Here is an 18749-nt window from a genome sequence, read left to right as displayed (position 1 = left end):
TCATAATATTGCGTAATAAAATTAATTTTATAAACAAACCCGAAACCTTCTATTATCCATATAACTGACAAATAACAGATAATAAAAGCGATATATTGAATCAAACGCACTTCGTGAAGATGAATATATAAGAAGGTTAAATAACAAATCATCATCAAGAATAAACCGAAAAACATACCAACCAATAATTTGTGTTGTGATTGTTGATCAATAAAATAATTGGCATCCCAGATCGTCAATGGCGTTTGTAAAAAGGCAGCGGTTTTAAGACGGATAAAATAATCTGTGGTTTCACCAGCACCGACTTTAAAGCCTGTAGAGAAGGTTAAATTAGACATAGTATCGTCAGCATGACGGCGAGTGCCTAACCTTTTGACTGTCGTACTACCATCATTATTAATCAAATATAGATCTATATTATCTAATAGCGAATCACCAAAATCGAGAATTAAGTATTTATCAACATCCGCTTCATTGATAATTTGTCCCTTGAACCAGAACGTACTATCTGAAAAGCCAAAATTAAAATGACTTTGGTTACTTTTAACCCAAGGAATCGCGGCTTGTCTTTGAGACAAATAATCAAATGTATAAGAGTTGGTTTTATCTTCGAAATACTTAATCGACGAACCAAGACGGGCAACTTCAAAATCAGTGTCGATAATAGTCCCTTCTGCCTTTGCAAAAGTACTATTTAGACTGAATACAGTGATCAGGAATATGGATAATAAAAAATGCATAAAGTTGAATATCTATCTCAAAATTATTTTAAATTGATAAATCGATATTACAGAAAAGCATTATGCAAGTATATAGAGGGCTTTATAGACAGGCGTTTATAGTTATTTTATCGCTAAGTAGGTTTAGTTATTTATAGGTAGTGTATTAGCTATTGCTAAGCAAAAGCATGAGTTTCTAGGGAGGTAGTATTCGTGACGGCTCTATCTGATGTATGAATATTATTAGGAATGTGTGTTACAGAAACTAAAAAGGAGGCCGAAGCCTCCTTTGATAACATTTACTTAATTAATTAATTAAAATTAAGCAACTGCTTCTTTTGCTTTATTTACTAGTACAGTAAATGCCGCTTTATCGAATACAGCAATGTCTGCTAAGATCTTACGATCGATTTCAATAGAGGCGTGTTTAAGGCCATTAATGAAACGGCTGTAAGACATACCATTTTGACGTGCAGCAGCGTTAATACGTGTAATCCATAATTGACGGAATTGACGTTTACGTTGACGACGGTCACGGTAAGCATATTGACCAGCTTTTGTAACTGCTTGGAAGGCAACACGATAAACTCGTGAACGAGCTCCGTAATAACCTTTAGCTTGTTTTAAAACTTTCTTATGACGAGCACGTGCAACAACACCGCGTTTAACTCTAGGCATAACTATTTTCCTCTTTTATATCTAAAATTAAGCGTATGGAAGCATACGTGAAACAGATGCAACATCACATTTTGCAACCATTTGCGTACCACGAAGGTGACGTTTACGTTTAGTGCTCTTCTTGGTCAAAATATGACGTAGGTGAGACTGTTTGCGTTTAAAACCATTAGCGGTTTTTTTAAAGCGCTTTGCAGCGCCTTTATTCGATTTCAACTTAGGCATTATAACTCCGCATTGTTGAATATTAATGAATAATAATAAGGCGAGTACAAGTGTTTACACACTCATACTACTTGGAAGCACCTACTATTTCTTTTTTGGGGCTAACACCATTACAGCTTGACGACCTTCCATTTTCGGGAAAGCCTCCACGACTGCAATTTCTTTTAGATCGTCTTTAATACGATTCAAAAGATCAAAGCCTAAGCTCTGGTGCGCCATTTCTCGACCTCGGAAACGCAGCGTAATTTTCGCTTTGTTACCTTCTTCGAGGAAGCGAGTCAGGTTGCGTAGTTTTACCTGATAATCGCCGGTATCAGTTCCAGGTCGGAATTTTATTTCCTTAACCTGAACCCGAACTTGCTTTTTCTTCTGCTCTTTAACAGATTTACTTTTCTCGTATATAAATTTACCGTAATCCATGACACGGCAAACAGGAGGCTCGGCATTCGGGCTAATTTCTACAAGATCTAAACTTGCTTCTTCAGCAATAGCAAGAGCTTCTCTGATAGATACGATTCCAATCACTTCACCATCAGCACCGTTTAAGCGACATTCAGGTATACGAATTTCTTCGTTGATACGATGTTGTCTGGTCGTTTGTTGTTGACCTTTTTTTCCGCCTTTTATAACGAATCCTCCAAAGTTGTTTTACCGCGGCTATTGACTTCGGTTTGTAATTTACTGATGAAGTCATCCAACTTCATAGTACCTAAGTCAACGCCCTTACGAGTACGTACTGCAATTTCTCCTGATTCGACTTCTTTATCGCCGATAACCAAAAGATAAGGCACACGTTTCAAAGTATGTTCGCGGATTTTAAAGCCTATCTTCTCATTTCTCAAGTCTAATTTTGCTCTAATGCCCACTTTCTTCATTTTTTCTACAAAATCTGTAGCAAAAACAGCCTGTTTGTCTGTAATGTTCATTACAACAGCCTGAACTGGTGAAATCCAAGTAGGGAAAAGACCTGCGTATTCTTCAATTAGAATACCAATGAAGCGTTCAAGAGACCCTAAAATCGCTCGGTGAATCATAACAGGCGTATCACGACCGTTATTTTCACACACATATTCAGCACCTAATTTCTCAGGCATTGAGAAGTCTAGTTGAATTGTACCACACTGCCATGCACGATCTAAACAGTCATGTAGGGTAAATTCAATTTTAGGTCCATAAAATGCACCCTCGCCTTCTTGTATTTCATAGCTTAGGCCACTAGCTGTTAATGCATCAGCAAGTGCTTTTTCTGATTTATCCCAAGTTTCGTCACTACCTACACGATTTTCAGGGCGTGTTGACAGTTTAATTTCGATATTTTTGAAACCAAACGTTTCATAAGTTTCGAAAACCATCTTGATACAGTCTGACACTTCTTGTTGTATTTGGTCTTCAGTACAGAAGATATGAGCATCATCCTGAGTGAAACCACGTACACGCATTAAGCCATGTAACGAGCCAGATGGTTCATTACGGTGACATGAGCCAAACTCAGCCATACGTAATGGTAAATCACGGTAAGATTTTAAACCTTGGTTATAAATCTGTACATGACCAGGACAGTTCATTGGTTTAATCGCGTATTCACGATTTTCTGAATGCGTACAGAACATACCGTCTGCATATTTGTCCCAGTGACCTGATTTTTCCCACAAGCTACGATCCATGATTTGTGGACCTTTCACTTCTTGGTAATTAAAGTCACGTAATTTTTCACGAATGAACGTTTCTAACTCACGGAAGATCGTCCAACCGTCGTTATGCCAGAACACCATGCCCGGAGCATCTTCTTGCATATGGTAAAGATCAAGTTGTTTACCAATTTTACGGTGATCACGTTTTTCAGCTTCTACAAGGCGTTGAAGGTACTCTTTAAGCTCTTTCTTATCAGTCCAAGCTGTACCATAAACACGTTGTAACATCTTGTTGTCAGAGTTACCACGCCAGTATGCACCAGCAACAGACATTAATTTAAAATGCTGGCAATGCTTCATTACTGGTACGTGTGGTCCACGACACATATCGATGTATTCTTCATGATGATATAAAGCAGGCGTTTCATCTCGACCAATGTTCTCGTCTAAGATAGCTACTTTATAAGTTTCACCACGTGCTTCAAACGTGTCACGTGCTTCTTGCCAAGATACAACTTTCTTAATTACTTGATAGTTGGTCTTAACCAGTTTAGTCATGTGCTTTTCTAGTTTAGCTAAATCAGCTTCACTAATTGGTTCTTCCATTTCGACGTCATAATAGAAGCCTTTATCAATGGTTGGACCAATAGCCATCTTGGTGTTTGGCCATAATTGCTTAATAGCATGACCAAGTAAATGCGCACAAGAGTGGCGTAAGATCTCTAAACCATCAGCATCTTTAGAAGTAATGATTTCAATTGCAGCATCTTCAGTGATCAGGTCACATGCGTCAACACGTTCACCGTTAACACGGCCAGCGATACACGCTTTAGCAAGACCAGAACTGATATCTGCGGCAATATCCATAATTGATACTGGATTGTCAAATTGACGCTGAGCGCCATCAGGAAGAGTAATAACAGGCATTTTATATCCTTTTGCAGTGATGCTGCCTACGATGCAGCGTTTGCATAAATTATGGTGTGAATAGCACACCAAGCGATAATGTTTAGCTGAGTGTTAAATTAAAATGACTAACACTCAATAATAAACTGAAATTTTAGTTGCACATTTTATCATCGAAAAACAAAATTGTTATCAGATGAGCAAAAGTAAAACTATAAGTAGAAAGAAATTTCAGACCAAGTATTATATAGAATTACTTTATAATTACACGGCTTTTGTTAATCCGGCGTCAATTTATCGCTATATAAAAGAATAAATACGCAATTTATCAATTAACATCAGCCTCTATAATTTCACGAGCAATGGAATATCATACAATGTCATACACCGGTCATATCAGTAAAATGGTCTCAACTCTCAATGCAGATAGCAGTGTGAGTTACCAGTTACCACTCGACGATACGTTAATTCCTTTAAACGAATTTATCGGTAAATCAATCACGATGATCCATACGGGCAATATACATTGCTTGAGCTGTGGCAAAAAAACCAAGAAAAGCTATTCACAAGGCCACTGCTTCGTTTGTACACGTAAACTGGCAAGTTGTGACATGTGTATTATGAAACCAGAAACATGTCACTATGAACACGGTACCTGCCGCCAACCAGAATGGGCTGATGATTTCTGTATGACAGACCATTATGTTTACCTTTCAAATACATCTGCATTAAAGGTTGGCATAACTCGCCATACGCAATTACCAACGCGCTGGATTGATCAAGGGGCTACACAAGGCCTGCCTATATTCAAAGTTAAAACGCGCTTAATATCTGGGTTAGTTGAAACCGCACTCGCTGAATTCATTGGTGATAAAACAAATTGGCGTACAATGCTAAAAGGCGAAAACGCCGATCTTGACTTAAAAGCAGAGGCTGCACGCTTAATGCCTTTAATTGAAGAACAGTTAGGTAATATCGAAATGATGTACGGCTTAGATGCAATTGAAGAGCTTGAAGAAGAGATTGTGACGATTAACTACCCTATTACTGAGCACCCAACAAAAATCATCTCACATAACTTTGATAAAGAGCCTGTTGTTACTGGTGTACTGCAAGGTATTAAAGGCCAATATATGTTTTTTGACACAGGTGTAATTAACATGCGTAAATTTACCAGCTATGAGATCACCTTAGAAGTTTAACATCCTGACCAGCCTGTCAATAAAAAACACCCACTTACGAGATGCTGACCGTTAATTTCGGTCAGTAATTTGAGCCACGTCACACTAACCAAGCCTTTCTTTTGTATTACCCAGCATTTACTCTCTCTTTTTCATCCATTCTCAGTATTAAATACATAAAAAACTTAAAAACAAACCAAACTACAGTGATTAAAACTGCTTGTTACGTGATTTAATAGTCACATATTCCACTCACAGTTAAACATCCAGTTTATAAGTGATGAATCAAACATTTTAAACACGATATTAGTCTAGTTGGAGATAAGCAAGTGCAAGTTAAAGCCCCTTTCTGCGTCCGTAATGCCGCAGCTGATACATTCGCAATGGTAGTATTTAGTTTTGTTGTGGGTATGTTGATTGAGATTTTTATCTCAGGGATGTCGTTTCAACAATCTTTAGCTTCTAGAATGGTCTCAATCCCTGTGAATATAGCAATTGCTTATCCCTATGGTTTATATCGTGATGTTATTATTAAGAACTGCGCAAAATTAATGAAGAATAAGCTGAGTAAACAGCTTGGTGATACATTTGCTTACGTTTCTTTCCAATCACCTGTTTATGCATTAATTCTGTTATCTGTTGGTGCTGACTTTGCTCAAATCGTCACTGCAGTATCAAGTAATGCGGTTGTATCTTGCTTTGTTGGTGTGTTTTACGGCCAGTTCCTTGATTTATGCCGTAAGCTATTTCGCGTACCAGGCTATCATGCAGGTATTAGCGCTTAATAAACATAATGCAAAGGCATTTTAAGTGCCTTTGCATCCTACATATTAGTGCTTGTAGCAATTGCTAAATACTTCAGTTCTGATGATTAAGTACTATTCGATTAGGCATAATGTACAATTGCGTAAGCATCTTGCAGTACATACATGCGTTTAACATCGCAGTACTGACCATTAATGAAAATCTCTTTCACCAAGTGCCCCTCTTCAATGAAACCACATTTTTGGTACAAATGAATCGCTTTTTCATTATCAATAGCCACATGCAGATACACTTTATGCAGATTTAGAATGGTAAAGGCATAATTCAGGGCGCGATCAATCAAGGCCATCGCGTAGCCTTTACCTTGAAATTCAGGGGTAATGATAATTTGAAACTCGGCATTACGGTGGATAGTGTTAATCTCAACAAGCTCAACGAGACCAACCATTTCATTATCCGTGTTTTCGACTATAAAGCGACGCTCAGTCTTGTCATGGATATGTTTATTATACAGCTCTTCGAGTTCATCAAATGATTCATAAGGTTCCTCAAACCAATAAGACATAATCGTACGATTATTATTGAGCTGATGAATAAAGCGTAAGTCGGTTCTTTCCAACGCGCGGAGTCTAATATCACTTGTCATAAAATATTCCTATCAAAAACATAGATTCAATCTCTAAAAACAAACAATTAATACTAACGAACAGCATCCATATTGGACGCGATGCTGGCATTGAAATATAACAATATCAATTATCTACTTACTATTAAATAGTAATGTATTAAATGTAACAAATACCGAATAACATAATTAGCTCGCCGTTGTGATCATTTCTAAATCTTGATCAGACTTTAACGTCAATGTAATCTTAACCTCGTTATATTCAGCCAAGCTCTGTATGTGTGAACCACCGCAAGGCATGGTAATACTTTCGCCAATACCTAAGTCACAACACCAAAAGCGTGAGTCAGTCAGTAAATCACCTTCTCGTTTCATCACAACAGGTGCTTGAGTCGTAATCCAAGTTGCGAGCACATCATTCACTTTCGCTTCAATAGTCGCAAGATCAGCAAGCATTTCTGCTACATTGAGACCTCGTTTTTTCAACGTTTTACCTAAACGGTAGCTGTCTGTGGATTGGTTTTCAGAAACCAGACTTAGTACCTGCGCGTATGAATGAAAGTCTCTATTGTTTAACACATCTTTGCGTGAAGCGTCTTTACGCCAATACGTTTGCTCAAGTACTTTGTTTAATGCATAAGAAGATAAATGTCCTGCACTGTGGCCACGGCTGAGAGATGCTTGATAATCCGTATCAACAACGAGTTCGACAGTGTCATTCACATTGAGTAGCAAACCTGATGCTATTTCATGAACAACAACAAAATGCCACCCGGCTTCACCGCGTTTTACAGGTATATCACTGCCTTTAAATAGTTTGTTATTTTCTATATCAAACGCACCAGTGACACAATCAATCACAGTATATTTATTGCCTTCATATACTAGAACGCCTTTGTCAGCAGGATGATCTGCCCAGATATGGCTCACTGGATGAAACGGCGTTTGCTCGGTAACAACATAAAGGCTGCAATCTGTTTGCTCAAGCCACAACACCTGCGTTAAAGATTGAGTAATTCCTTGGGTAAAAAGTACTTCGGTTGGTTGTACTTGAGGGGATAAAACTTCAGACATTCAAAATCCTTCGACGATAAAATTGCATTACGCCGATAGTATCACTAGTGATACTAAATTTGATATATCTCTAGCACGAACAGAGAATCGCGTGCTGTTATTTATATTCGCAGACCTTAGCTCTTATACTGACTAACCCACTAAAATCAATGTATCCCTTATGTAATTAAGGGATACATCTTTCAAATAGCTTATTTATTCCCTAGCTCACGTGCAGGCTGTACGCCACAGGCTTTATTAGCGGGGTAAATTGTCGCAATAACACTCATCACCATCGCAACACCACCAACCACCAGCACATCATTCAATGCAAGTTGTGACGGTAAAAAGTTAATAAAGTAAATATCACCCGACAAGAATTCATGGTCGATCAACCTTTCGATAAATTTGATGATCACCGTCAGATTCTCTGAGATCAAAATACCCAGTATTGTGCCAGAAACAACACCAAGAATGCCGTTGATACCGCCGTGTACAATAAAGATCAAACGCAGTAGCGCATTGGATGCACCCATGGTTTTTAAAATCGCAATATCAGCACGTTTATCATTAACAGCCATCACCAAGGTAGTGACAATATTAAAACAAGCAACCGCAATCACTAATATCAAGATCACGTACATCAAACTTTTAACCATTTGAATATCTTGATATAAGAACCCCTGACTCGTCATCCAGCTACGGATATAAAGATAATGGTCTAACTCACTCCCCACTTCACGCACAATGCGATTAGCAGCAAAGATGTCCGACACCTTAATACTCATACCATCAGCTTTAAACGCTTTATCTTGAATATCTTGTGCTGCGCTCAAAGGGATATAAGCAAGGTTATTATCTAACTGACCGCTAAGGTGAATAATGCCAGAAACAGTAAAGCTAAAACGGCGTGGTGATTTAAATGAATTACCTGACTGCTGCGACAATAGAACCGTAACCGGATCACCAAGCGTTAAATTCAATTCTTTAGCAATACCGCGCCCGATGACCACAGTTCGGTTATTCGCAGTCTCATTTAAGCTATCCCAACTGCCCTCTTCAACATAACGATACACTTCAGAAACTTGCTTCTCAGCCTCACTATCAACAGCACGAAGTTGCACGGCCTTTAGTTCATTGCCCTTTTGTAATAAACCATTGAGTTTAATAAAAGGAGCAGCCCCAACAACTTCCGGATGCGTAAGTAATTTGCCTTGGGTGCGTTGCCAGTCATTAAAGGGTTTATTTACCCCTTCAAGCTCACCATTGGGCACAACCGCCAATATTCTATTTTTCAGCTCGTACTCAAAACCGTTCATTGCTGATAAAGCAATGATCAACACCATCACGCCTAATGCAATGCCAACCGTTGATGACGCCGAAATAAACGCGATTAAGCCATTACGGCGTTTAGACGATGTATATCTCAATCCGATATAAGCCGCTAACGGACGAAACATTATACTTCCTCCGTCGCAGGATTTACTGGCGAGGTTGCTGTATCGCTAGACAATACACCATCAACCATATGTAAAGTACGTCCTAATCGGTTAGCCAACTCTTCATCATGGGTCACGATAATAAAAGCAGTATCGCACGTTTCATTTAATTCTTTAATCAAATTAAAAATAGTATCCGCACTACCTTGGTCTAGGTTACCCGTCGGTTCATCTGCTAACACAATATTTGGTTCATTAATTAACGCACGTGCAATGGCAACACGTTGACGTTCACCACCAGAAAGTTCACTCGGCTTATGTTCAATACGATGCGATAACCCAACACGCTCTAACATCGCCAAGGCTTTTTCTTTCGCCAGCGTAACCTTCATACCCGCGATCAATAACGGCATACAGACGTTTTCTAACGCAGTAAATTCATTCAGCAGGTGATGAAATTGATACACAAAGCCCATATTCTGATTACGCATTGCCGCTTGTTGTGACTGTGACATGCTATGAATATCGATTCCATTAAGGTGTACAGAGCCTGACGTCGGTGTATCTAACGCGCCCATTAAATGTAGTAAGGTACTTTTGCCTGAACCAGAGCGGCCAACAATCGCAATCAGTTCACCTTTTTCGATCGTCAGCGATACTTGCTTTAATACGTGAGTATCAAGATTACCTTCTTGGTAAATTTTTTCGAGATTATTGCAAACTAATAAAGAATTATTCATAACGTAGTGCCTCGGCAGGTTTTACATTTGCCGCTCTAAATGCAGGATAAAGTGTTGCGAGTAGACTTAATGCAATCGCACCGAAAATAATTGACGCAATCTGCGACCAATCAAATAAAACAGGTAATAAACGTGCTCCGCCAGATGCTTGCGCTAACAGGTTAAGGCCTATCAGTGACATAAATTCATTCAGGTTAGCCGCTAGCAGTATGCCTAAAAGGCCACCAGCCATAGCGCCTAACACGCCAGTCCAAGCACCTTGAATAACAAATATTTGTACAATCGTCGATCTGTTCATGCCGAGCGTTTTCATAATCGCTACATCAGTTTCTTTCTCTGTTACTAACATCACTAACGATGACAAGATATTAAACACTGCAACAGTAATAATTAAAAACAGCAATAAACCGATCATATTCTTTTCCATTCTCACCGCTTGGAATAATTCACCACGTGCAGTTTGCCAATCGAGAGAATCAAAGCTATTAATGAAAAATTCACGACTCGCTAACTCATTAACCGAAAATGGGTCATTCACAAACACACGGTGCTGCATCGGAGCAGAAGCAGGTAAACGAACAAGCTTACCGGCATCGATAATATTCACTAACACTTGCGTCGCTTCAACATCAGAACCAACAGCGTAAATACCGACGACTGTAAACTTGCGTTGACTCGGTACGCGCCCCATCGGCGTAAATACACTGCCCCTGGTCGAGATAAGCCTTATTTTGTCGCCAAGCTTAGCATTCAAAGAAGTGGCCATACTGCGACCAATAATGATGTTGTATTTACCGGGTTGCAATAAGGTAATATCGCCAATAATCATATTCTGGCGAATCACGTCCCACTGCGGGTAGGAAGATGGATCAATACCTTGTAACTGCGCGCCTTGGATCTGGCTTTTACTCTGCACCATAGCATCGGCTTGTAAAAAAGGCGTCACAGCAGCGACTAAGGGATCATTTTCTAATGCCAATAAACTGGCATCGACATCATTCACCTCAGACTTTGGGGTGACGATGACGTGTGGCACGGCCCCAAGTATGCGGGTTTTCAAATCTTGCTCAAAACCATTCATTACCGATAACACAGTGATCAGCGCTAATACACCTATCGTGATGCCTGCTGTCGAGAACAAAGTAATGAATGATACAAATCGATTATTGCGTTTCGAGCGAGTATAACGCAAGCCGATGAATAAACTGAGAGGGTAATACATAAATAGATTAAGAAGACCTTGCTAAAAACTGCCTTTCATTCTAGAGCCATGACCACTAATGAGCAAGTAAAATCATGTCTTAACGCTAACTTGTGAGCGATTGCTTATTCTCGTTGAAAACAGCGCCTTGAAAGCGAAATCCAACAAACTAAACATGAAAAATAAAAATTAATATGCCACAATGATTCGTTAGCTATCTAGAAAAGGATAACGGCGAATGACTCAACAATATTTTTCTATTAAACACAGTTTATCTGTCAATATTGAACCGGTTTCGATTGATAAAGTGCCTACATCTCGACTGGCGTTAGAAAATGAAATGCCAATCCCATTTAAAATGGCCAATGATGTTGCCGAAATCGACAGCACCGCGCTACGTTCAATCCGTAATATAGGTGAACAAGCCGACGCATTGGCTGATTTTTTACAGATGCAAAATAACAAAATAAACTTAATTATGGGCTATGTGTTAGCGCAACAAGATCACCCAGAATCACGTTTTAATACAAGCGTATTTGGGGCTGGTGAAGTTAAGTTTTTAGCCCATGGTGATTTAGCATTAGAGCAAGCTGTGCGTATTAAGATATTCTTACCTAATGATTCTTCTGCTATATACTGCTATGGCACTATCTCTGCACGTGAAGAACAAGAATCAGATAACACACTAATTGAATACACTGCATCATATACGCGTATCCGCGATATCGACCGAGAAATATTAATACGTGCCACATTACGTATTCAACAGTTACAATTGAAACAACGCGCTGAACAACGCCAGCAACAAGATCTGCAAGATGATCAACAACTGATTCCTTAACTCATTCCTTACTTATGACGATTAGATTACTGACATTATGAAATCAACAGCTATTCTCTCTCTACCCTTACCGAAAAAACAAGGCGATAAGATCGCCTACGGTAATCTTGTCGGCAGTAGCCTTGCATTCACACTTGCAGAACTGTGCTTACAAACGAAATCCCCGATCCTTGCGGTTGTCGCAGATACGCCAAGTGCATTAAAATTAGAACAAGAAGTACGCAACTTCTTAGGTGATGATAAACCATTAATCACCTTCCCTGATTGGGAAACATTACCGTATGATAACTTTTCACCACATCAAGATATTATCTCACAGCGTATTCATGCTCTGCACCGTTTTCAACAAACAACCAGTGGCCTGATCATTGTATCTGTAAGTACGTTAATGCAACGTATCGCGCCAGTTAGTTTTTTAGCGCAACATAGTTTAATCGTTAAAACTGGCGACAAGATCGATATGCATGAAATGCGCCAGCGTTTAGAGACCAGTGGCTACAATGCTGTAGAGCAAGTATTAGAACATGGTGAATACTCTGCACGTGGATCTATTCTCGATCTTTATCCAATGGGCAGCAGTTCACCATTTCGAATTGACTTTTTTGATGACGAAGTCGAAGATATTCGCGGTTTTAATACCGAAACGCAGCGTTCGGAAGGCTCCCTTAAAGCAATTAACTTATTACCCGCTCACGAATTCCCAACTGACGATAAAGCAATAGAATTATTCCGTCAGCAATTTAGAGCATTATTCACGCCTTCCCGCGAAGCTGAATCGATTTACCAGCAAGTTAGCAAGGGTTTCTTACCAACCGGTATTGAGTATTACCACCCATTATTTTTAACCGAAACCGCAACGCTATTTGATTATTTACCCAAGCAACTTACTATTGCGCAAGTCGGGGACCTACACAATGCATCAGACGCTTTCTTCAAAGACGTTGAAAAACGCTACGAAGACCGCCGTCATGACATTCAACGTCCATTACTGAAGCCAAGTGCACTCTACTTACCCGTTTCTGAACTATTCCAGTCGCTTGGTCAGTACAGTAAAGTAAGTCTAGGTCTTGAAACACTGAGTGAGAAAGCCGGTAATACCAACTTAAGTTTTAGCCGCTTACCTGAAATATCAGTTAATCATCAGAAAAAATTACCGCTAGCGCCATTACTTGCCTTTATCGAAGACTTTGACGGAAAAGTAATCTTCAGTGTCGAATCGGAAGGTCGTCGTGAAACGCTATTAGAGCTACTTGAAAAGACCAAGTTAAAACCTAAAGCCATTACGACTATCGCTAAATTCCTGAAAGCTAAACCTGCGGTTGGTATTTGGGTTAGCCAGTGTGAAAACAGTTTTATTATTGACGATTTAAACATCGCGATTATTTGTGAAAACGAATTACTTGGTCACAAAATAATACAACGCCGCCGCACCGATAAAAAAGTACAGGCAAATAATGATGCTCTAGTCAGAAACCTGACCGAGTTAAGCATAGGTCAACCAGTTGTGCATATCGAACACGGTGTTGGTCGTTATCTCGGTTTACAGATCATCGAAAATGCAGGTATGGCGACTGAGTTTTTAACCCTTGAGTACGCCAATGCCGCGAAACTTTATGTACCTGTTTCAGCGTTGCACCTTATCAGCCGCTATAGCGGTGCCGGTGAAGCATCAGCCCCACTACATAAACTCGGTAGTGATAGTTGGGAAAAATCCAAAACTAAAGCAATGGAACGAGTACGTGACGTCGCTGCAGAATTATTGGATATCTATGCACAACGTGCAGCTAAAAGTGGATTCCAGTATAAATGCGATAAAGAATCATACCTTGCGTTTGCAGATGGTTTTCCATACGAAGAAACTGACGATCAGAAAACAGCCATTCAAGCCGTCATGGATGATATGCGTCAAGACAAAACCATGGACAGACTCGTTTGCGGTGATGTGGGCTTTGGTAAAACAGAAGTGGCGATGCGTGCAGCCTTCATGTCAATCATGAATGATAAACAAGTTGCCGTGCTTGTGCCGACAACGCTACTTGCACAACAGCATTTCGAAAACTTCAAAGATCGTTTCGCGAACTGGCCAGTTCGTGTCGAAGTTATCTCACGTTTTAAAACCGCCAAAGAACAGAAACTTATTTTAGAAGATGTGAAAAATGGCAAAGTTGATTTATTAATTGGCACCCATAAATTACTCAGTAATAAAATTGAATTTTCTGATCTTGGTTTACTTATCATTGATGAAGAACATCGCTTTGGTGTCCGTCAAAAAGAAAAAGTAAAAGCCTTGCGTGCCGATATCGATATTTTGACGTTAACAGCGACGCCGATCCCAATAACCTTAAATATGGCGATGAATGGCATGCGCGATCTTTCGATTATCGCAACGCCACCAGCAAAACGTTTAGCCGTGAAAACATTCGTGCGCCAATATGACGACAATGTAGTCAAAGAAGCCATCATGCGTGAGATCATGCGTGGTGGACAAGTTTACTTCTTACATAACAATGTAGATTCTATCGATAAAACTGCCGAGGCTATCGCGCAACTGATACCAGAGGCACGTGTTATAGCGGCGCATGGACAGATGGCAGAGCGTGAATTAGAATCAGTAATGTCTGACTTCTACCATCAGCGCTTTAATGTATTAGTGTGTACGACGATTATTGAAACAGGTATTGATATTCCAACAGCAAATACCATCATTATGGATCGCGCTGATAATTTAGGTTTAGCGCAGTTACACCAATTACGTGGCCGTGTTGGTCGTTCCCATCACCAAGCATATGCTTACTTATTAACGCCGCATCCAAAACGTATTACCAGCGACGCGAAAAAGCGTCTTGAAGCCATTGCCTCATTAGAAGACTTAGGCGCCGGCTTCACATTAGCTACACACGATCTTGAGATCCGTGGTGCAGGTGAACTACTGGGTGATGAGCAAAGTGGTCAAATTAGCTCTATTGGTTTCTCGCTGTATATGGATATGCTCGACCAAGCAGTGAAAAGTATTAAAGAAGGCAAGTCTATTTCGCTTGAAGAAGCATTAAAGAGTCAGACTGAAATTGAACTGCGGGTGCCAGCACTATTGCCCGATGATTACATTCATGATGTTAATATGCGCTTGTCTATCTATAAACGTATCGCTAGCTGTCAAAGTGAAAACCAATTACGTGAGGTTCAAGTCGAGCTTATTGATCGCTTTGGTTTATTACCCGACAATGCTAAAAATTTAATCCGTCAAACTGAGTTAAAGCTCCAGGCGGCACCTTTAGGCATTAAACGACTTGAAATAGGTCCCGCTGGTGGCTATATTAGCTTTGGCGAAGATAATCAGGTTGATGTGAGTTATCTTATCCGCCTTATCCAACAGCAGCCTCGTGTTTATAGCATGGATGGACCATCAAAATTGAAGTTTGCAATCAAATCACCGGATGCAAAAGATCGAGTACAACTAGTCGAATCAATGCTAGTTGAATTTGCAAAAAATAAGATTGCAGGAGTTAAACGTTGAAAAAATCGTTAATTAGTTTATTAGTAGGTCTCTCTGTCGGTAGTTCATTTGCAGTAAGCGCAGCAGAAGAAGAGCGCTGGTTTGAAGTAGAAGTCATTTTATTCGACCGCAATATTGATCCAGCTAAAGTGATTGAACATTGGGATCCGTCTTTATATCCAACGTACTCTAAAGAAAATAAAGACCCGATGGCACTATTCATCAATGACATTAATTTGATCAATAAAAATAGCCATGATGCTAATAACGCTGACACTTTAAATAAGGCAATAACAACAGGCTTACAACCAACGCTTATAGACGATAGTGAAACTTTACCTGTGTTTGGTGATGACAGTGACAGCACTCGTTTTGCAACGCCAGATATAGATAACGATATAATAAGCTCTACACGTGTAGTGATTGATGGCGCGAACTTAAACAGCAAAGCCCAAGACCCAGCACTACAAATTGTGCCAGCGAATGAATTACAACTTACTGAGCAATTTAAAGCACTAAACGATCACGCGAATTATAATGTCGTTTTACATACTGCGTGGCGTATGCAACCTAAAGATCGTACTCAAGCCATACCTATCCGGTTGTTTGCAGGCCAAAATTACCAGCAACAATACAAACAAAACGGTGATGCGATTTTAAATCAAGCCGCGCCGCTTGTCGCAGGAATAGTACCTGCAACAATAGCCTCGGATGATAGTATTGCTGATAACTCACAGATTATCGACTTGGATAACGCCACATCAATCAGTGACGCTATCGCACTACAAGATGCAGGGACGAGTGTCGATGCTAAAGCAGTTTTAGATCTTTCAAAAACCACCTTACCTGTTGCTGCAATAGATGAAGCAGCAACACAGGTTTGGAAAATTGATGGTGAATTAACTATCTACCTAGAGCATTATCTTTATGCAAAAACGAACCTGTTTGTACGTAAAGAAGGGAGTAAAGTTATTCCAGCAAGACAAGTTGGGGAACAACAAGCATTAGAGTCTGACGTTGCGGTTAATGCTGAAAACATTGATCTGTTAGAACGACTAGGTATACATCTAGAGCCAAAGCAAAGTGACCATAACAAGGCCATCATATCTGCAGATGCAACTCTAGAGTACGATAACGATTTTGTTGTTGATGAAGTTGCCGAAAACACGGAAGGTGAATTGAATAACGAAATAACCACGATGGATGCAGCTGTAGATAAAGCACCACAAGGTAAAGTAGTGCCTTTCTTACATAGCTATCCAATGCAGCAACTACGCGTGATCCGAAGTGGTGAAATTCATTACCTTGATCACCCGATGTTTGGCATGCTCATTCAAATAAGAAAATATGAGCCGCCAATGCCAAAAGATACTATCGATACAGCTCAATAAATACCATTAATTACCTTTGAACGTCACCATCGTTAAAAACGTTTTTAATATAATCACTACATCTGCTTTAAGCCAGCGAGAAAAACTCGTTAGGTTTAGAGCATATGAGTGATCCCAATAGAGTTTATTTTGCACATCCTCTAAGCACGTATCAGCCCCTTGAGATACCTGTGCTAAGCCTGTAATACCAGGTCTCACACCATGTGTACGCTCCAAATAATAAGGTATCTTTTCTTCTAGTTTTCCACAGAACACAGGGCGTTCAGGCCGAGGGCCAACAATAGCCATATCGCCGAGCAATACATTAATCAATTGTGGTAGTTCGTCTATTCTCGTCTTACGTAAGAACCGTCCTACAGACGTGACTCTCGAATCTTGTTTTTGCGCCCACACAGGGCCAGACTTAGACTCTGACTCAACGCCCATCGTTCTGAACTTAATTAGCATGAATACTTCAACATATTCATTTTTAATTTCACCCACACGTAATTGGCGATAAAACACCGGCCCCTTAGAATTTAATTTAATAGCCAAAGCAACCAAAGGCACAAGTGGTAAAAAAACAATCAGTGCTGTAATAGAAATAAGGATATCGCTGAAACGTTTTGGGATCACAACACTTTTTCTCTGGTAATCTGATGTTGCTTGCTGCTCTGAGCTGATCTTAATCCAGGTGCCACGATCTAAACCAAAAAGGTAACGCAGACCGCCATAAAAACTCGCCATATAACCCGTCGCAATATAATACAATGAGGCCCAAGGTTGTTTTACAGGTGTCGCATCAAATAATAGAGCGAGGGCCGAACCACCGTACAAGCCACATTGTCCCAACCACAAAAACCAAGCGGTGTTTGCAACAAAAATAGACTGACTATTGGTTAAAAAGAAAGTCAGCACAAATAGCACTAATAGATTAAATGGCATTAATGTACGTAAAAATTTCCCACTAAAAAAAGTAAAACTAGTTAAACCACTTTTCGATGAAAACAGACCCCGCAACCTAAAGGCCTGCTGAACATTACCCGCACCAATGCGTGTTCTACGCGTAAAATCATTCGTCGTATTGGTTGCTTCCATTTCGATAATAGAAATTCGTTCATCCATCACAGCCCGGTAACCACGACTGACTAATAACATTGGAAAAACAAAATCATCATTAATAGTATCAACTGGTATCTGTTCGAACAGAGATGCTTTAATCGCATACAACGCACCTGGTGGTCCGATAATTGAGCCAGTCATACTTTCAGCTTTACGAATGTTACGTTGGTAGTCCCAGTAGTGTGCCTCACCTTTAGAACCATGCTCATAAAGTTGATAATCACCAGTCACAACGCCAACCCCCTCCTCGGCCATTCTATGCGCGAAAATTTGCATCGCATCAATCGAGATGAGCGCACTCACATCACTTAAAACTAAAATATCTGATGTCGACTGATGCCGGGTCAACAATTTATTTGTCACATGTACTTTACCGCAATTTTTTTCAGCAACATCTAATTCAATTGTTATATCGTGTGTTTCGTATTGTGATAAATAGGCCGTAGCAATAGCAACTGAATCATCCGTACAACCATCAAAGCCGAGCACGATTTTAAGCTTATCAGCTGGATAATCCAGCATAAGTAAGTTACTTAATTTAGCGCCTAAATGCTTAGATTCGTTATAAACAGGCATAACAATGGTTATATTCGGGAGCGCAGAGTCGACATCTTTAGATGCGTAGTGTCGAGATTCGAAAGTATCTACTTTGTCATCTTGTTGCTTATGTTTTACATAATATTGCAGCAGCTTAGGGTAGACCCAATGGTGATAAATAAACAAGTTAATCGATACAATAGAACCAAACAGAAGCCAATCCATT

At 39.8% G+C, this 18749-nt stretch carries 16 protein-coding genes; 5 read left to right on the top strand and 11 right to left on the bottom strand.

The window, feature by feature from the left end:
- From JFU56_RS18840 to thrS, 5 genes are all read right to left on the bottom strand, one after another.
- Nucleotides 1–740, bottom strand: a 740-nt coding sequence (locus JFU56_RS18840; RefSeq protein WP_305798259.1) for a 7TM-DISM domain-containing protein, incomplete at its 3' end; no start/stop codon positions are given.
- Between the two features lie 300 nt (nucleotides 741–1040).
- A complete protein-coding gene (gene rplT, locus JFU56_RS18835) occupies nucleotides 1041–1397 on the bottom strand; it encodes a 50S ribosomal protein L20 (protein ID WP_019439702.1) in 357 nt (118 codons plus the stop codon).
- 27 nt (nucleotides 1398–1424) lie between these two features.
- Nucleotides 1425–1619, bottom strand: coding sequence for a 50S ribosomal protein L35 (gene rpmI / locus JFU56_RS18830; protein WP_019439703.1), 195 nt, complete (start codon nucleotides 1617–1619; stop codon nucleotides 1425–1427).
- An 84-nt stretch (nucleotides 1620–1703) separates the two neighbouring features.
- Complete coding sequence (gene infC, locus JFU56_RS18825; protein WP_081588302.1) at nucleotides 1704–2246, bottom strand: translation initiation factor IF-3; 543 nt, start codon at nucleotides 2244–2246, stop codon at nucleotides 1704–1706.
- Complete coding sequence (gene thrS / locus JFU56_RS18820) at nucleotides 2243–4177, bottom strand: threonine--tRNA ligase (protein WP_198438800.1); 1935 nt, start codon at nucleotides 4175–4177, stop codon at nucleotides 2243–2245. Before thrS ends, infC begins: the two co-directional genes overlap by 4 nt.
- A 356-nt stretch (nucleotides 4178–4533) precedes the next feature.
- Between thrS and JFU56_RS18815 the strand changes: the two genes are divergently transcribed.
- Nucleotides 4534–5358 carry a DUF2797 domain-containing protein gene (locus JFU56_RS18815; RefSeq protein WP_198438799.1) on the top strand — a complete coding sequence of 275 codons (825 nt, stop codon included), beginning with the start codon at nucleotides 4534–4536 and terminating at the stop codon, nucleotides 5356–5358.
- Between the two features lie 308 nt (nucleotides 5359–5666).
- Nucleotides 5667–6122, top strand: coding sequence for an L-alanine exporter AlaE (locus JFU56_RS18810; RefSeq protein ID WP_198438798.1), 456 nt, complete (start codon nucleotides 5667–5669; stop codon nucleotides 6120–6122).
- A 101-nt stretch (nucleotides 6123–6223) separates the two neighbouring features.
- Here the strand turns inward: JFU56_RS18810 and speG are convergent, their stop codons facing one another.
- From speG to JFU56_RS18785, 5 genes are all read right to left on the bottom strand, one after another.
- The gene (gene speG / locus JFU56_RS18805; RefSeq protein ID WP_198438797.1) at nucleotides 6224–6748 is read right to left on the bottom strand and encodes a spermidine N1-acetyltransferase; all 525 of its coding nucleotides are present in this window, start codon (nucleotides 6746–6748) and stop codon (nucleotides 6224–6226) included.
- A gap of 168 nt (nucleotides 6749–6916) precedes the next feature.
- Entirely contained in the window at nucleotides 6917–7801 is an 885-nt protein-coding gene (locus JFU56_RS18800) for an alanyl-tRNA editing protein (RefSeq protein ID WP_198438796.1), read from the bottom strand.
- 191 nt (nucleotides 7802–7992) lie between these two features.
- Nucleotides 7993–9240: a lipoprotein-releasing ABC transporter permease subunit LolE gene (gene lolE, locus JFU56_RS18795; protein WP_198438795.1), complete on the bottom strand. Its 1248-nt coding sequence runs from the start codon at nucleotides 9238–9240 to the stop codon at nucleotides 7993–7995.
- Nucleotides 9240–9959, bottom strand: a complete 720-nt coding sequence (gene lolD, locus JFU56_RS18790) for a lipoprotein-releasing ABC transporter ATP-binding protein LolD (RefSeq protein WP_198438794.1) — start codon at nucleotides 9957–9959, stop codon at nucleotides 9240–9242. The genes lolE and lolD overlap by 1 nt, the downstream gene beginning before the upstream one ends.
- Nucleotides 9952–11181, bottom strand: coding sequence for a lipoprotein-releasing ABC transporter permease subunit (locus JFU56_RS18785; protein WP_198438793.1), 1230 nt, complete (start codon nucleotides 11179–11181; stop codon nucleotides 9952–9954). The genes lolD and JFU56_RS18785 overlap by 8 nt, the downstream gene beginning before the upstream one ends.
- Nucleotides 11182–11398: 217 nt before the next feature.
- Between JFU56_RS18785 and JFU56_RS18780 the strand changes: the two genes are divergently transcribed.
- The 3 genes from JFU56_RS18780 to JFU56_RS18770 are packed head-to-tail and all read left to right on the top strand — an operon-like array spanning nucleotide 11399 to nucleotide 16885.
- The gene (locus JFU56_RS18780) at nucleotides 11399–12001 is read left to right on the top strand and encodes a hypothetical protein (RefSeq protein WP_198438792.1); all 603 of its coding nucleotides are present in this window, start codon (nucleotides 11399–11401) and stop codon (nucleotides 11999–12001) included.
- Nucleotides 12002–12038: 37 nt separating this feature from the next.
- Nucleotides 12039–15515, top strand: coding sequence for a transcription-repair coupling factor (gene mfd, locus JFU56_RS18775; protein WP_198438791.1), 3477 nt, complete (start codon nucleotides 12039–12041; stop codon nucleotides 15513–15515).
- Nucleotides 15512–16885 carry a CsiV family protein gene (locus tag JFU56_RS18770; RefSeq protein WP_198438790.1) on the top strand — a complete coding sequence of 458 codons (1374 nt, stop codon included), beginning with the start codon at nucleotides 15512–15514 and terminating at the stop codon, nucleotides 16883–16885. Before mfd ends, JFU56_RS18770 begins: the two co-directional genes overlap by 4 nt.
- A 6-nt stretch (nucleotides 16886–16891) precedes the next feature.
- Here the strand turns inward: JFU56_RS18770 and JFU56_RS18765 are convergent, their stop codons facing one another.
- Nucleotides 16892–18748, bottom strand: a complete 1857-nt coding sequence (locus JFU56_RS18765; RefSeq protein WP_198438789.1) for a sugar transferase — start codon at nucleotides 18746–18748, stop codon at nucleotides 16892–16894.
- Between the last annotated feature and the right edge of the window lies 1 nt (nucleotide 18749).

Origin of the sequence: Moritella sp. F3 (assembly GCF_015082335.1) — a bacterium.
GTDB lineage: Bacteria > Pseudomonadota > Gammaproteobacteria > Enterobacterales > Moritellaceae > Moritella.
The sequence above is the reverse complement of the archived record's forward strand: the minus strand, read 5'-3'. Positions and strand labels throughout refer to the sequence as shown.

Bases quoted from the DNA above. Each gene is read 5' to 3' on its own strand.
- JFU56_RS18800 (WP_198438796.1), bottom strand. From the start codon at position 7,801: ATGTCTGAAGTTTTATCCCCTCAAGTACAACCAACCGAAGTACTTTTT.
- mfd (WP_198438791.1), top strand. From the start codon at position 12,039: ATGAAATCAACAGCTATTCTCTCTCTACCCTTACCGAAAAAACAAGGC.
- rpmI (WP_019439703.1), bottom strand. From the start codon at position 1,619: ATGCCTAAGTTGAAATCGAATAAAGGCGCTGCAAAGCGCTTTAAAAAA.
- lolE (WP_198438795.1), bottom strand. From the start codon at position 9,240: ATGTTTCGTCCGTTAGCGGCTTATATCGGATTGAGATATACATCGTCT.
- lolD (WP_198438794.1), bottom strand. From the start codon at position 9,959: ATGAATAATTCTTTATTAGTTTGCAATAATCTCGAAAAAATTTACCAA.
- thrS (WP_198438800.1), bottom strand. From the start codon at position 4,177: ATGCCTGTTATTACTCTTCCTGATGGCGCTCAGCGTCAATTTGACAAT.
- JFU56_RS18815 (WP_198438799.1), top strand. From the start codon at position 4,534: ATGTCATACACCGGTCATATCAGTAAAATGGTCTCAACTCTCAATGCA.
- JFU56_RS18765 (WP_198438789.1), bottom strand. From the start codon at position 18,748: ATGGATTGGCTTCTGTTTGGTTCTATTGTATCGATTAACTTGTTTATT.
- JFU56_RS18780 (WP_198438792.1), top strand. From the start codon at position 11,399: ATGACTCAACAATATTTTTCTATTAAACACAGTTTATCTGTCAATATT.
- rplT (WP_019439702.1), bottom strand. From the start codon at position 1,397: ATGCCTAGAGTTAAACGCGGTGTTGTTGCACGTGCTCGTCATAAGAAA.
- JFU56_RS18785 (WP_198438793.1), bottom strand. From the start codon at position 11,181: ATGTATTACCCTCTCAGTTTATTCATCGGCTTGCGTTATACTCGCTCG.
- speG (WP_198438797.1), bottom strand. From the start codon at position 6,748: ATGACAAGTGATATTAGACTCCGCGCGTTGGAAAGAACCGACTTACGC.